At 60.2% G+C, this 17,909-nt stretch carries 1 protein-coding gene and 1 pseudogene; both read left to right on the top strand.

Annotated elements, in window-relative coordinates; translation table 11 throughout:
• Positions 1-196 precede the first annotated feature (196 nt).
• Positions 197-1,732 (top strand): beta strand repeat-containing protein, encoded by a 1,536-nt coding sequence (locus IPV69_RS04625; RefSeq protein ID WP_206293747.1) that lies wholly within the window; start codon positions 197-199, stop codon positions 1,730-1,732.
• A 715-nt stretch (positions 1,733-2,447) separates the two neighbouring features.
• Positions 2,448-17,855: pseudogene (locus tag IPV69_RS04620) on the top strand (autotransporter-associated beta strand repeat-containing protein); the annotation flags it as partial.
• Between the last annotated feature and the right edge of the window lie 54 nt (positions 17,856-17,909).

Here is a 17,909-nt window from a genome sequence, read left to right as displayed (position 1 = left end):
AGCGGATTGGTTTCGGGCCGGGGCAAAGAAGCGGTCACTGGGTTGAACGACGAGACCGCGGTTTGATTGGCGAATGAACGGTGTTTTGCTTTCGCGAGAGGGTCGCTACATGAATTGGTTTATCCCGCAACGCTCTACTTCCAGTAAAGCCGGTGGTGCACCGAAGGCGACCCTACGGCCGTCGGCCCTTACACGGGTGCTCTCTGCGCAGGCTCCGGCCAGGCGTTACGCGCGTATCGGCGGGGCAGCCGCGGCGGCTTCAGTGGGCCTTGCCCTGTGGTGCTCACCGCCGTCGCGCGGTTCGGATTGGAGCGGCGGCACGACCGACATTTTCAACAATTTATCCATTGGCACGTTGAACATCAGTGGTGGCCTGAACACGATCCACGGCGGGGATTCCCGCTACACCGACGGCGGAACGCTCACCATCACTTCCGGCCTCGAGTTTTCTGGAACCACAAGCCCCACTTTGACGTTAAGCTCTGACGATACGGTCATCGGAAGTCCAGGAATCGGCGGCCTGCTGAGCCTGAACGCCAACGTCAGTTTTACGGGTTCGGCCGGCACCGCCACCATCGCCAACGGCAATCGCTTGATCGACGACGGCGCGGGAAACATCACTAATAGCGGGTCCGTCGGTCCCCTGCCGGGCACGATCAATCTCAATGCCGCCGTTCGGACGTTCACCATCGCCAATGGTTCGGCTGCCACCGACATGGTGGTCTCCGCCTTGATCACGAACGGCGGCCTCACGAAGGACGGCGCGGGCACCCTGGATCTCACGTTCGCCAATTCCTACACGGGTGTCACAACCCTTACCGATGGCGTTCTCAATGTCGCGACGATCGGCAACGGCGGCGTTGCCGGTAATCTCGGTCAGGCAGCCAGTGCGGCGTCGAACATCGTTTTTAACGGCGGTACGCTCCGCTACACGGGGGCCACTGCCACATCGGATCGCGCCTTTACGATCAACGCCGCCACGACCGCGACGATCAATGTGACCACCAACAGTCTCTCCTTGACCGGCGCAACGGGTGCCGCGACCAGTGGGGCTCTGACGAAGATCGGCAACGGCACGCTGATCCTCACCGGCACCAGCACCTACACCGGGGGCACGGTCATCTCCGGCGGAACGCTTCTGGCCAACGCATCCGGCGCCACCGGAACGGGTCCGGTTGCCGTCAACAGTGGTGGGATTCTCGGCGGCTCGGGCTCCACTGGAAATACGGCGGGTAACGTTGTGTCGATCAACTCAGGAGGGACCGTCGCCCCGGGTGACAACTCCGTTGGCACCCTGACCACCGGCGAACAGGCTTGGATGGGTGGCGGCAGCTATGTATGGGAGATCAGCGACCATACCGGAAGTACTCCGGGCACGAATTGGGATCTGATTTCCATGAGCGGGCTCAATGTAGGAGCAACCGCTGGTAATAAGTTCACGATCCAGGTCGTAACTATTGGCTTTGGCATCGACGATATCACCAAGAACAAGTGGTTCACGGTCGCCACCGTTCCGACGGCAAATCTGTCGGGCACCCCTATTTCCACTTCCATCTTTGCGCTTCCGAGTCCCCCAACGGGTGAGTCCTGGGAAGTCCAGGCGGTGGACATCGGTGGCACGACATCAGTCCAGATCAGTGCCACGCCTGAACCAGGTTCGTTGAGCTTGGCGGTCGTCGGGGCTGCGGGGCTTTTGATGCGTAGATCGCGGCGCACGCCCATGCCAAAGTGATTCTCCTTCCAACGTCCTGGTCATGAGTCACCTCCCGTTGGTGATCTCTGGCCTTGGCCGGATAGAACGGCCGACGCTTCGCACCGCCTGCGGAGGCGTCATTCACCGGTCGAGACATGCACCGACCGCTCGACATAAGCTGCGTGTTAAGTCATCTCTCGAATCCGACCATCGAGACGTCAGGCCCTCTCCCCAAACTCTGCTTCCTGATTCCGATCGCAGCCATAAGTGCGGCCGAGAAGGCAACACGACAAACCCCTTGATTTTCAATAGGTATTATACCTAAGTAATACCCAAAAGCCCTCGTCAGCCGGGACACACTTCGACGTCGGTCGATAATTTTCTTTGCATCAAACCATTGCTAGTAGTAGCCTACCAAGAAGCCTTGAGGTAGAAGGCGACTGGGTTGTACATCTCTTCGTGACGTACGGGCTTGGCGGTACTGTGCGGATTGTGGGAGAAAACGCGTGACCGGACTCTTTCGGTCTTCAATTCAATCGCTTTGATTGCGCGTCTCCCTACATCTCACTTCCGTGACGCGGCTGTTTTAGTGTCCGATAGAAACACGCTGCACAACAGCGAAAAACGGATGCGATAACGCCGCGGTAACGGTACCACCTCTACGCCACGATCTATCGCTAGCGGACTGCCTCGCCTGATGGGCTATCGGGCGAGGCGATAACAGATCTTTGATCTGTTTCATAAGGAGCAGGAAATGGGCAAGTCGAACGTCGCGGGGCGTGGGTCAAATAAGGTCAGCGTTCGGAGCCGGCGACAAAAGGCGCTGTCACTGCTGGCGGCAGCGGCGGCGATGGTGGGAAACTTCCAGGTCCGTGGAGCCGATTACTACTGGGATGCGGACTTGACCGCAGCCGGCAACAACGCCACCACAGGTGGTGGCTTGGGCGGCACAGGGACTTGGAACACGTCCGCTCTTTCTTGGTGGGATCTGAGCAACGACGTCACCTGGACGAACTCCTTCAACGACACGGCCGTCTTCACCGGAACTGCGGGGACGGTGACGCTCGGGGGCCCTATCAACGCGGGCGGCCTGACCTTCAACAATGCCAACGACACGGATGGTTACACCATTGCCGGCAACACGCTCACCCTTGGTGCGCCCACCGGCTTCGCCTCGCCCATCATCGCAGTGAACAATGCCGGCTTCGGCACCAATGTTGCGACCATCAGTTCCACCCTCGCCGGTACCTCGGGCCTTGTTAAGGCCGGCACCGGTTCTCTGCGCCTTACCAACAACGCCAATTCCTTCTCCGGCGACATCGCGATCAAGAACGGTTCTTTGGTGATCACCGACGCCGGTCAGCTCGGGACCGGCACCACGGCCATCTCCATCACCGGTTTCGCGAACAACGGCAACCCCGGCTACTCGGGTGGAGCGCTCGTGCTCCAGGGCAGCAGTGCCTCCGCCGGCAGCGTTTCCGGTGTCACGCTCAATCGTGAGATCAGCATCGCGGGTCGCGGGCCTGGCGCGGCCAATTCCACTGGTTCGCTGGTCAGCATCGGCTACAACACGCTCGCGGGCGGACTGAACGGGGCTTCGACCGCGACGGAGGCACGGGCGTGGGCTACGCATGGCACCACCACCGTGAGCGGTCCAGTGTACTTGGGAACTGGTGCTCTCGGACAATTCTTCGGCAACGGCAACTGGAACATCGCCGGCCAGGTGACCGGGACGGACACTGCCGTCGATCGTTTCGCCAAGGCAGGCAACCTGATCAGCACCACGATGTGGCTGCAGAACACGAGCAATACCTTTGCCCAGTCGTTGCGTATCGATGCCGGCACCGTGCGGGTGCAGGCAAACGGCGCACTTGGTAGCAATACCGCGACCACAGCAGTGGACCTGAACAATGGCGCGTTGGAAGTCCGCTCGGACACCTTGTCGAGCTTCAATCGCAACATCTCCTTCCGGGACAACACCACTAGTGCCATCTTCATTGACCACGACATCACGGGTGGCTTGGGCATCGGTTCTGGGCAGATCAACTTGCTCTACACCATCCCCACCCTGACTCGAGCCACTGGCACCGCCGGCACCGCCAACCTCAACGTCAACGGACGCAACGGCAATGGCTACTCCATCACAAACATGTGGGCGATTGCGGACAACACTAGCACCACTCTGAACAACAACTCCAGTGGCACAGTGGCCATCGCCGGCAACATCAATCCGACGAGCAGTGGCACCGCCCGGACATTCACGATCGGGGGTGGCGGCGACTGGACCGTGGGTGGCTTGATCAACATGACGGGCCAAGCTCACACCTTTACCAAAGCAAACAGCGGTGCATTGACATTCACCGGTTCAGGCGCCTCGACCTTCACAGGAAATGCCAACATCAATGACGGCACGGTGGCGATCCGGACCATTAGCTCACTCAACTCCACATCCGCCAGTGCGGGACGCGTGGTTCTTGGTGGTGGTGCGCTTAGCTTTCTGGGGACTTCCGGCACCGGCGCGGGTGAGACCTGGACAAACAAGATTGTGGATCTTAACGCAGCCAACAGCTACCTGCTGGCGAATCAGTCCGGGTCCCTGCCGTCGGCCTTGGTCCTGCCGAACAACTTCGGCGTTAGCAGCACGGCTGTCAAAACGCTCAACCTCGGCGGCAATGCCCCCGCATTGATCGTGAACCAGATCACCGGATTGATCGCGAACAACACCAACGCAACGAGTATCAACAAGTTCGGAACCGATACTTGGGAGATCGCCGCCCCCACCAGTTACGGAACGGCAAACCCGTCCCTGACAATTACGCCCATTGGGACGACCGCTACATCGACAGTTACCACCTCCAGCACCGCAGGCCTCGTGGTCGGCCAACCCGTTTCGGGAACAGGAATTCCGGTCGGCGCGACAATCGCCCAGATTCTCAGCGGAACCCAGTTCATCCTGAGTGCTCAGGCCGTTAGTACGAGCACAACGGTGAACATCGGCGTGGCGAGTGGTGCGACAGGCTCTCTGGCCGTTACTGCAAACACGGGGAACGTCCTGACTGTTGCCTCAACCGCAAACCTTGTTCCCGGTCAAGCCATCACTGGCCCGGGAATGACTGCCCCCGGCTGGTTCGTTAGCCAGATCACCTCAGGTACTACCATCACCGTCACTAGCGCGACGGGTGCGGCGGCCTTGGCGAACGCTGCCGCAGTTGGTAGCCAGACTCTCGCTGCCAGCCCTAACTTCGGCGGCAACTTAACTATCGCCAACGGCATCTTCCGTGCCAATGCCGCGACAGCCACCAGCGATATCATCAACTCCACCAGCAATCTCATCTTTAACACCGACAGCGTCACCCTGATGGGCAACGCAGGAGGCACGTTCAATTATGTCGGCTTCGCCACCGGCAGCAGCACCGAAGTCGTCGGTCGCCTTGTTCCCACCGCCGGGCACGGCGTCGTCTCTATCACCAATGGCACGGGCGCTTCTACGCTGACCTTCCTCGACATCGGCACCCGTGGCCCTGGCGCTACACTCGACTACCAGCCCGGGACGGGCACGATCAACTTCAACGGCACCGCCCCGGCCGGCACGAACGGTATCCAGAGCGGCTACGCCACCTTCAATGGCGTGGACTGGGTGAACAGTGGCCCCACTGCCAGCCAGTTTGCCAGCTACACTCCAGGGACTGGGACGCTCACCTTGGCGGCAGCTACGAACTTCTCTATCGCCGGCGCGGCCAGCACTGCTGCCCCGGGCTCTATAAACAGCCTCAAACTCACGGGTGGCGCAGCACTGACCTTGGGCGGTGACTTGGGCCTTACCGCGAACGGCGTTCTCTTCGATAACTCCCTCAACCCTGCTTCAATCACCGGTGCGTTTGCGCTTGGCACGGCGGCCGCGGAACTGGTCATCACGACCAACGGTTCCTCTCCGGCGGTCGCCCCTGCTTCCGGTGCAGCGCTCACCACTGGCAACGCCCTCACCATTGGTTCTGGATTGCCCAACACGACGACCATCAGCAGCGGCGCAGGGTCGCTGACAAAGGCTGGCACGGGCACCTTGATCCTCTTCGGTAACAATGTCTACACCGGCAATACCACTATTAACCAAGGTGCCATCCAGATGTCCGGTGCCACGGCGGCGCTTGGCGTTTTGACCACAGCAGGCAACCAGACCGCGATCCGCCAGGGTGGGATCCTTGACGTCAATGGCGCCGGGCCGGTAACCGCTCTCTACACCGGAGGCCCCACCTTCCCGTTGATCTCCACTGGTGCCTTGACCGGCACCGGCCTCGTCACTAACTCCGGTGCAGGCGGCACAGCCCAATCGTCCATTTCGCTTGGCGGGACGGCCACCACGGGCACCACCACTTTTGGTGGCACGCTGCAGGACGGTACGGGCAAACTGAATGTCATTATCAACGGCACCAGCGCCCGTTCCCAGGCCATCATCGGTGCCCAGCCGTACACCGGCGTCACGGTTATCAACACCGGAAATCTGGCCGTCACCACATTGGCCGACGGCGGCACCGCCAGCGGCCTTGGTGCGTCTTCCAACCTAGCCTCCAACCTCATCTTCAACGGCGGCACACTCACCTACACGGGCGCGGCGGCAGCTGGTGCCACCAGTGGCGGCGGTATCTACCAGACCACCCAAACGCCGAGCGTCAGCACGGACCGCCTGTTCTCGCTGGCTGGCAATGCCACGATTCAGTCGTCCGGCACCTACGGCAATGAAGCCGCATCGGCAGGCACTGGTGCCAACCATGCCAGCCTCATCTGGAGCAACACGGGAGACATCGCCTTTGTCACGACTGCAGCCAAGACATTAACCTTGGGTGGCAGTTCGATTGGCGATAACATGTTCCGCCCTAGGATCCTCAACAACACGGTCGGTGGTACGTTCGCCACATCGCTGACGAAGGCTGACGGCGGCCTGTGGATCCTTAATCCCGCCACGTCCAACACCTATACCGGTACCACCACCATTTCCGGTGGTGCCCTGCGGGTGGCCAGTTCGGCGGCTGCCGTGCAGGGCCTTTCCGCTTCCAGCCCGCTCGTGATCAACGGTGGTGTCCTGGAAACGTCCGGCACTTTCACCCGCACGCTCGGCGCGCCCGTTGCCGGCACCGGCACGGTTCAACTTCCCGGTGGTGCTTCCGGCTTCGCCGCGGCCACCACGGACCGCCTCGTCGTCACCATCGGCGGAGGTGATTTGACCTGGGGCAGCACGAGTTTCACTCCCGCGTCTTTGGTTCTTGGCTCCAGCACCGCTCTTGGTGAAACAGAGATTACTAACAACATCGCGATCGGTGCCGCTACGCGCACCATCACCACCAATAACAATGGCAACACGGGCAACATGGTCACCGCAGGCATCCTATCGGGTGTGATCAGCGGCCCGGGTACAGGGGGCAACGCTCTTGTCAAGACCGGCAGCGGTGTCCTCATCCTCGGCAATTCCAACACCTACACCGGCAGCACTCGCGTAGATTTGGGCAATCTCGTTGTCACCTCCATCGGGACGGGCGTCAGCAGTTCCCTTGGTTCCAGTGGCGCGTTTATCTCCAACCAAGCCGATGCCGATCTCAATCCGCTCTTCTATGTCGGCTCGGGCGAAACCGCCAATCGGAACCTCACGCTGCAGGCGAGCGCCAACTTCACGACAACCCGCAACATTCGCATCGACTCCTCCGGCTCGGGTGCACTTATCTGGAACACCGGCACGTTTGCCCACACAACCCGCGGTGATACCCAAGCGCGCGCCCTCACTCTCGACCTGCGCGGCGCGAACACCGGCAACAATCAGATGAACCTGGTGCTCACGAATAGCACCAACGCCACATTCGCGAACGTCCTCAACATTGCCAAGAACGACGGCGGCACTTGGATATTGAATCCCGCATCGGCCAATACCTTCACCGGCGCGATCACCGTTAGCGCTGGTAACTTGGGCCTGACCACGAACGGCATCGGCGCCGCGACTGCCATCACCATAAACAACGGCGGCATATTTGCTTACGGTGGCGCACTCACGACTTCAGCGATCATTCAAGGCAATAATTCGACCTCAGTTTTTGGCGGTCAGAACAGCATCACCGTCGCAGGGATGGCGAAAACCGCGGGCAACAACGCGTGGAACCTCAGCAACAATCTGGAGGGTCAGGCCCTTCTGACGGTCAACGGAAACTTTGTCAATACCGAGGCCGGCAGCGTTGGTGCCACGCAGACCATCAACATCCGTGGCTTCGGCTCCACCGTCTGGAATGGAGCCATCACGGAAAACGCGGCCGCCGGCGGCAAGATCGCCTGGAACATCGCGATCCATCCCAATGCCTCATTTAAAATGGACGGCAGCTCCCCGAACAGTTACACCGGAGTCACGACGCTGACCCAGGGCACCCTAATCCTGAGTAAGGATCTCGGCGTCAGCCAACTTGGTAGCACCTCCGGCTTGAACTTCAACGGCGGCGTGCTGACGACAGACGCGGGAGCCCTGACGGGAGCCAACGCGATCTCCGTCCCGATTACCCTCGGCGGTGACCCGGTCACCTTCAGTGGCACGAACAGCATGGAGTTCAATGCCGCCACCTCCCTGGCCTTCACCACGACTGGCCGCCTGTTGGTCAACAACCTCAGCGGCGGGGCTACGCTGAACCTGACCGGTGCAACTGCCGCCATCAGCGCGACAGCAATTCTAACCGTCAACGGTACGGGCACCACAAATGTTGGTGGAGTTGTTGCTGGTACCGCCGGTGCAATCACCATGAGCGGCACCGGAACACTGAATCTTACCGCCAACAACACCGCCAACGGAGCGCTGACCGTCAACCGCGGCACTACAGTCCTGAGCGGCCTCAATGGTGCCTGGAATACCACAGGCAACACCTTCATCCTGAACGCCAACGGTGTCCTTCAGCTCGACAGCAGCGGCAGCAACAACAGCAACCGCTTGCTCGATGGCGGGGCAGTTACGATTGCCGGCGGCACTCTGTCCCTCGTTGGCAATGGCGCTGCAGCGACCGCTGAAACGGTCGGTGCCACCGCGGTCAATGGCATCATGGCCACGGTCAATGTTTCCGGCGGCAACGCAGGCGCCAGCGCGCCCGCCGACCTCATCTTTACCTCGGTCAGCTTCGCCAACTCGGGTTCCGCCTTCGACCTCTCAGGTATCACGAGCTTGGGCACGAATAATCGTGTCTTCTGGGCTACGCCGACCATGGTCAGCAATGTCCTGACCCGCGTGATGATTTCCGGCGACTTTGCCACCTACAATGTCACCAACGGTGTGCAGGCGTTCACTGCCTACAACAACACCAACAACATCAACACCGCGGCGGCCACTGACACCATGAACGTTACCGCGTCGGCCGGTCTCACCGCGAACCGCACGATAAACGCACTCAAGATCAACGGCACCGGCCTCACGGTCGGCACAGCCGGGACCATCCTCACCCTGACTGCCGGCAGCATCCTCAACACCGGCGGCAACAACACGCTCAACGCTGCGCAGATTTCATCTGCCAATGTTGGCTTCGTTCAGGTGGATTCCGGCACCACGCTCGATGTGAACGGCTCGTTCTTAACCGCTGGCATTAATAAAGTGGGTGCTGGTACTCTGAGACTTAATGCCGCGCAATTCTACAACAACACGACTAACATCTCCGGCGGCACCCTGGTGCTCAACGGCGGGACGAACACCCTGTTCGCCACCGGCGCAGCCGCTCCAGCTACAGTCAACCTGGACGTTGGCGCCACTCTCGATCTCAACGGCAACACCCAGTATGTGGGTCCGTTCGGTAACGTCGGGTCCGGACTACCCGGGACTGGCGGCACCCTGACCACCACGGCCGGTACGCCATTGTTCGTCACCAACGGTGCCGGCAACTTTGGCGGTCAGATCACCGGCACGATGAACCTGGGCAAGATCGGGACCGGTACCTTGGTTCTGTCGAGTGCCAACTCCGTGGCTGGAACACTTAGTCTCCAAGGCGGCACGATCTCGCTGCGTGACGATGGAACGCTGCCCAGCGTCACCAGCGTGGACGTCAACTACGCCACACTGACCTTCGACAACAATGCCAGCCTTCAGACCCAAAACAACAACCGGCTCAGTGACACTGCGCCGATCACCCTGCGCGGCGGCACCATCACCTACAACCAGCGCACGAACACGATCGCCACGGAGACGCTGGGCGCGTTGTCCTTGGCGCAGGGGGCGAACATCATCACCGCCACCGTTCAGACCACTCAGACCATCGGCTCCGTGGACCTCACCTTCGGTGCGCTGACCCGCAGCCCGGGTGCCACCGTCAACTTCACCGGGACCAACCTCGGTCAGCAGGGGAATAACTCGCGCATCGTCTTCGCCTCAACTCCCGCTTTGGTCGGCGGAGGAATCCTTGGTGCCTGGGCGGTCGCAAACCAGACGGACTACGCCGCCTACAACGCCGGCCAGGGCGTGGGCATCGTTGGCCAGGGCGGGTACACCGCTTATGCCGCGCAGAATATCAGTGCCGCCAGCACCCCTGCGCTCGCGGGCGTCTTCGCGTCGGGCAAGATCACCAATCTCACTGCCACCGCCAACGCTTCCGTCCTTCTGCCCGGCGGTACCACCAACACCGGCCTCCTGCGCGTCGGCGGCGGTTTCACCAATGACATCATTTTCACCAACGCCGGGGACACGCTGAACCTCACCCTCGGCGGCATCCTCCGTAGCGACAACAACAACACCACGAGTTTCGGCACTACCGGGACTCGCGGCATCATCACCAGCGGCACCAGTGAACTTGTCGTTTACAACAACCAGAGCACCGTCACCATCAACTCTGTCATTCAGGGCGCGACCAAGCTCATCAAGGACGGTGCTGGCACACTCACGCTAACGGCGGCTAATGGTTACAGCCTCGGCACCGTCGTCAATCGTGGCACCCTCACCATCGCTCCGACCATAACTACGGATGTCGTCATCCCCGCTGGTGGCTTCACAATCAATGGCGGCGTGACGGGCACCGCCGCCACAGTGACGGCGGTGAACTCGACCAACATTGCCTCCGCGAACGACATCACGCTCAATGGACGTGCGTCGCTGACGATTGCGACCGCCTCGTCTGCCGTCAATAGTCTGACCTTGAACAACAACGGTGGTGAAGGCAATCCGACGGTCACCCTTACGACTGGCACGCTCACCCTCAACAGCGCCAGCCCCATCACGGCCACCAGCAGCAACGCCTCCACTACCGCGACCATTACCGGCGGCACCCTGGCGCTGGCCACGACGGGCAATAACACCTTCAATATTGCCCCCATTCAGATCGGCACGCAGGTTTACACTACCGAGCAGCCCACGCTGACCGTCGCTTCGATCATCAGCGGTGCCAATGCCACCATTTTGAAGACTGGTGGTGGTGCACTCCAACTCACCGCCGTGAACACCTTCGGAGGCGGGATTGCCCTCAACGACGGTATTGTGGTCGGCACCGTTGCCCAGGCGTTCGGGCCGGCGACAAACACGGTGACCTTTGGCGGTGCCGGAGCGGGTGTACTACGTCTGCAGGCAGGAGCAACGACCTTCCTAACAAAACTGGACGTGTCAGGCGCGAACGGCACCGTGGAGGTGAATCCTGCGACGATAGGTGCGGGCGTTGCTCATAGCATCGGTGCCACCACGCTGGGTGGTGGTAAGCAGCTCACCGTTCAAGGTGGCGCGCTGGTAACCTCTGGAACTGCACAGCTTACAACGGGAGCTGTTACGCTCACGGGGGCAACAACTCTCAATGTTGTTAACCCTGCTGGAGGTGGCGTTTCCCAGCTTACTTTGGGAGCCGTAAATGACGGAACGGTCGCTCGAACCATCACAAAAACAGGCAATGGTACGCTGGTGTTCGGTAGTGCGGCCACAAGCTTGGTCAATGGAACACAAGTTAACATTGCGGGCGGTACGCTCAGCTCCACTAGCGCTACTGGGCTCGGCGCGCTGGCTGCAGTAGATGTCGCAGACGGGGCAGTCTTCAACGTCGGGGCATCTCAGACGATCGGCTCGATCAGCAATTCCACGACGGTCTTGAACACCGGGAACGTTACGATCGGCGGTGGCTTCACTCTGACCGTGGGCAATGTCACAAATAACCTTAACTCGACGTTCACGGGAACCATTACCGGCACGGGCACGCTGGCAAAAGCAGGTACCGGTACGCTTACGCTTTCCAACGGCGGGCATACCTTTGGCACGACGTCGGTCAACAACGGAACGCTGCTGGTCAACAATGTCAGCGGTTCGGGCCTTGGCACCGGACTGACAACGGTGAACGGCGGGACAACAACTCAGGGCACGCTGGGCGGGACCGGGATCATCACTGGTGGCGTCACTCTCGCCACAAACGGAGCTACCAGTTTCGCTCAGGGCGCCTCCCTCAACCCGGGCACGGCGGGCACGGCGGGTACGCTCACCATCAACACCGTCGGTCTGACCACCAATAACTTCAGCAAGCTTAACTTCGACCTGGCGACGGCGACGACGACCGGCTCCGGGGTGAACGACCTGATCTCGACGAACGTTCTCCCTGTATTCGGGGCGACGACCCAACTGAACATCAACACACTCGGAGCCCTCTCGGTCGGCAGCGTTTATACGCTGGTGAATGGCTATAGCGGCACGATTGCCAACATCGGCAATATTACGGTCGCCACGTCTACTGGCGTTGACACCACGAAGACGGGTGTTCTCCAGAACAATGCCGGTTCCCTACAGCTTCTGGTCGTCACCGCCAACCTGACTTCGGCCTACTGGGCAGGTGGTATCGACGGTAACTGGAACACCCTGGGCAGCGGGGCGATCTCAAACTGGCGCACCAGTGCAGCAGGCGCTGTTGACACCTTTGCTTATCCCTCCGCCACGACCGATGTCCACGTCTACACAACGAATCCGGTGGCGAACAACTTCGCGATGACGCTGGGCCAGAACTTCACGGTTAAGACCCTGACTTTCGATGCGGCGGCGACCAGCGCCACGTCGATCGCCGCAGGAAACACGCTGACCGTCACCCCGGCAAGTTCAACGACAGGCATTACGGTCGAGAACGGGGCCGGTGCGGTAACGCTCAACAACGCGATCGCTCTGGGTGCGTCACAGACTTGGACGAATAACTCCACGACCAACCTGTTAACGGTCGGCGGTAACGTGACGGGAGCGTTTGGCCTTACCGTTGCGGGCCCTGGCAATGTGACGATTAGCGGCCAGGTCCAGACTGGGATCACCAGCCTGGCCAAGACAGGTGCTGGCACGCTTTACCTGTCCAACACCAACGGGTTCACCGGTACGACGACGATCAGCGGCGGCGGTGTCGTTAAGATTGATGCCGAGCTCGGTCTCGGTGTCGTCGCGAACGACGTCACGTTCGGCACGGGCGGCGGAACGTTGCAGGTCACGACCGGGTTTGCCGCCAATTCCGGCAAGGTATTCTCCGTTCAAGCCGGACCGGGGACGATTCAAGTCGACAGCGGGACGCTGTCACTCGCTAGCGCGATTGTCGGTACTGCCGCGGCCACCTCGAACGGAGGTGGCTTGATCAAGACCGGTCCGGGCACCCTGGCCTTGACCGTGTCGAGTTCTGCGTACGATGCGCAGGGGGTTGGAACCGGCGGTGCCGCTGGTCTGGCCGGCTTCCGTGTCGATAACGGAACGCTTCTATTGCAGGGCATCAGCAATAGTGTGGTCGGTGACATCAATCCGACCTCGATGGCGATCCAACTCAATGGTGGCAACCTCGGTATCCAGACCGATACGGTGAGCATTGCTCGAGCAAATGTCTACGTAACGGCCACCCCCACAACGATCACTGTGGATGGAGCCACCGCCCGCGCCGGGATCGTGCAGGCGATCGGCACCGGTACGGGAGCAGGGCTCACCATGGGCGCGGGCTCTAGCGTGCTGAACATTGGCGGGGGCAACAACATCACCAGCGGCACGGAAGCAGTCAGCTTCACCGGCTCGACCACCTTCCTGGTCTCTCCCACCTTCAATGTGACCAATGCCACCGGCGGCGGTGCAGTCAGCGTCGCACTCGGGGGTATCAACGACAACGCCGTCGCTCGCACGATCACCAAGCAGGGTAACGGCACGCTGATTTTGAGCGGTGCGGCAACGAGCCTGGTCGATGGCACGACCGTCAATATCAGTAACGGCACGCTGAGCCTGACCAATGCGACCGCGCTTGGGACGTTGGCGAGCGTCGATGTCGCCGACGGCGCGACCCTTAATATTGGTGCCGGCGTCAGTACGACCATCGGGGCTCTCAATAACGCCACAACAGTTCTGAATACGGGAGCGGTCGCCATCAGCGCGGCTTCCACCCTGACGGTCGGTTCAATCAATAACCTGAACTCGTCCTTCACCGGGACAATCAGTGGCGCAACGGGTACCCTAGCGAAGGCCGGTACAGGAACGATGACGTTCTCTGGAACGAGCTCGGCCGGTGCCACTGTCATCCGCGACGGAAGTTTCGTATCCGTCGGCGGCGTTAACGACCGCCTGTCAACGACTTCTACACTCACGCTGGGTAATGCCTCAACGTCTGGCGTGCTGCGGCTCGGTAATGCGTCGGGGGCATCAAGTCAGACCGTCAGTTCGTTGGCCACGGCGGGTAGCGGCACCACCAACGCCATCGTCGGCGGCAATGCCGCCTATTCGACGCTTACGGTCAACCAGACCGCGACAACGGTGTTTGAGGGCAACCTCGGCGGTATTGGCGCGAACGAGAACAACCTTCACTTCACCAAGACTGGCAGCGGCGGGCTCAGCGTAACTGGGAACGCGACCTATACGGGCAATACCATTGTCACCGGTGGATCGCTCTCGATCGGCGGAACGATCAATGGTACTCCAAGCCTGAGCGTAAGCGGGGCGGGAAGTTCGCTTACGCTGGGCGGGCCCGTTACTGGCGCTGGGTCCATCACCAGTGTCAACGTGGCGAACCTTGCCACTCTAAGCTTGGTGAACAGCGTCGGCGACAAGCTCACCAATCTCACATCGCTGACGCTCGGCAGTGCTTCTGGCACGAACACATTCCTTAATCTGAACGTCGGCGACGGTCCCACCCCTGGGGACCAGATCAATACAGACAGACTGACATTGCTTACACTCGGTACGCTCAGCCTCACAACAGGCAATCAGATCACGTTCAACTTGAACGACGCCGGCTTGCAGGCAAACCAGACCTACGTGTTTTTGTCCGCGACCGACGGTGGTCTGACGACTGGCAACCTTGCCGCGAGCGACTGGCTTCTCGGCGCAACTCCCGGCGGCTTTACTTCGATAACCTTCAACAAGACGGACACACAGATGTCCATCACGACCGGAAACTTGATTACCGGGTCGTCTTATTGGCGCGGGTTGGCGGGAGGCGGGACCAGCACGGCGTGGAACGGGAATGCGAACAACTGGTCGCTGGACAAAGCCAACTCGAGTGTGGCGGCATCCATTCCAGGCGCAGGGACCGACGTCATCTTCCAGATCGACACCGTATCCAACGCAGCGGTGACAACAACGCTCGAGCAGAACTTCAAGATCAACTCGTTGACCTTCGCCGCCGATGTGGTCCCCGGCAACACTCCCACTTCCGTCACCATCAATCCGGGCACCATTACAACCAGTCGCCTGGAAGTGGCGCCGCAGTCGTCGTCAGCCGGCATTGCGATCGCCGCAGGCGGCTCGCCGACTGTCACAATCAACGCACCCTTCAAATTGGGTGCCAGCCAGACTTGGAATGTCGTCGATGCCGCTTCGAACCTGATCTTCACCAACAGCATCGACGGGACTGCTGGAACGACAGATCTGAACATCAATGCGGGCACCGGGGCAACAGGCATCGTGACTCTGCGCGGTGCAGGTGGTATTGCCAACTACAACGGCGCGACCAATGTCGTGGACGGGCGTCTCGTTCTGGAAAGTGGAGCGACCGACCGCCTGCCCACCAACACCGCCCTCACCTTGGGCGACGCAACCCGGGATGCCGTTGTTCAACTAGGCGACGCAAGCGGAGTTTCGAACACTACGATTGGAACACTGAACAGCGGGGCTCTCACGACGAACGCAATTGTGGGTGGTTTTACTTCCGCCTCTACGCTAACCGTTGTTCCTACGAGCGACTGCACGTTCAATGGCGCGATAGGCGGCGGTGCCGGCAATGAAAACCAGCTGGCGATCACGAAACAGGGCAGCGCGAAGCTGGTCCTGAACGGTGCAAACACCTATCTCGGTGCCACAACGGTCAATCAGGGAATACTTCAGATCGGCTCGGCTGGTACGTTGACACAAAGCTCTTCCCTTGTTGTTAACGCCTCACTTGGTGCCACTGCGACCTTCGACAACAACAGTCGGACGATCGCGTTCGGAGCCGGTGGCATAACGCTCGGGGGTGCCGGCCCCACGGCCACGCCGGTCATCCTCAACACCGGTGGCACGGGCTCGATCACGCTCGGCGGCAATGTCATCTACGACGCCACCAATAATCCCCTGGGCGCAAGTATTGCGGCCCCGCTGAACCTAGGAGCTGCCAGCCGGACCTTCACCGCGAATAACTCGTTAACAGCAGCAACTGATTTGACAATTTCAGGTGCTGTCAGTTCAACCGCCGGTGCCGTGGGAGTGAACGGTATCGGCCTTGTGCTTGATGGCGCGGGAAGCACCGGTGTCATTAGCGATATAAGCCTGGCCAACGGTACGACGGACGGCGCTAACGCGGATCTAACGAAGAACGGCACAGGAGCTTGGACGCTTCAGGGAACTGTGGCCGTTGGTGACGACTACCTGATAAACGTCGGTACGCTGACAGTTTCCGGGTCTGGAAGTCTGAGTTGGAACGCGACAGGCGCGACAACGCAGGATTTCATCGCAGATACCACGGCAACCGTCGCGAACTTTAATGTGCTCAGTTCGATCGTTGGGAACAACTTAACTACGAATCGAATCTTCGCGCGTGACGGTTCAACCATCAATCTCAACGCAACAAACGCCATCGGGTCGTTCGGTGCCGCCGATCAGATCGTTCTGGGTGACGATACCCAAGGTATTGGCAACCTCTTCCTCGCGCCTGGGACCACCAATAGCGTGGGCGTCCTTACCGCCGGATTTGATAGCATATCGGCCGAAGTGGGTAACGTCACCGGTACCGGTACCTTGACAGTCACGACGACCCTAACCTTGAATCAAGGAACGATATCAGCGAACTTGGCCGGTGCTGCGGCCACCACCAAGGATATCAATGTCCCTTTCACGCTAAGTGGTAACAACAGCCTGACGGGCACCACGCTGAACCGTGAAGGAACGCTCAATCTAGATTTCAGCACGAACGCTGGAACGAACAATAAGATCGGCACAGGAGCATTTACGACTGGTTCAACGTTAAACAATGACGCCCCGGCGATTACCAATCTGATCGGTAATGCCACCGCGCCCAGCACTCAGACGGTAGCCGGTCTAGCAGTCGCTGGCGGGCCTTCGCAGCTTAACGTGACCTCGGTCGGCGGGCAGAATATCACCTTCGCGGTGAACGGAGCACTGACTCGAACTGCGGGCACCCTCAACGTAAACCTCCCGAACGTCAACACCATTTTTGCAGCCACGGGTGCAGCGACAAACAACATTACCGGGACGAACGGGATTGTCGGTGGTTGGTTAACGCTGAACGACAATGATTTTGCCACCATCTCCGGTGGTCAGGTCGTCGTCGCCACGTATACAACGCAGAACAACGCCTCGCTCTGGCAAAGCAACCAGAACATCACGAATTCCGGCGGCTACACCGGAACGGTAGACGATGACTGCAATACGATTAACAGTCTTCGTTTTGATGCGTCGGCCAACTCGACAATCACCGTCGCGGCTGGCAAGTCGCTGTACGTCACCAGCGGTGGCATACTGACCACGAGCACCGTTGGCACCTCGACCTCGTCCATCACAGGTGGCAACCTGCTCAGCGGCGTCAACGACTTCATCCTCACGCAAAACAATGCCGCTGCCGGCGTTCTAACTGTTGCGTCCCGCCTCCGCGCCAACAACAATGGAACTGCAGCGTTCCCCAACGTGACCAAGAACGGTACTGGTACCGTGCTTCTCAGTGGGACAAACAATGAGACGGGCACTGTCAACATCGATGAAGGCGTTCTGCAGGTGTCTGGTGGAAGTGCGATCAGCGACACCTCTCCAGTCAATATGCGG

The sequence above is a fragment of the Humisphaera borealis genome (genome assembly GCF_015169395.1).
Taxonomy (GTDB): Bacteria; Planctomycetota; Phycisphaerae; order Tepidisphaerales; family Tepidisphaeraceae; genus Humisphaera; species Humisphaera borealis.
Note: the sequence above shows the minus strand (reverse complement) of the source record. Positions and strands in the feature narration are given on the sequence as shown.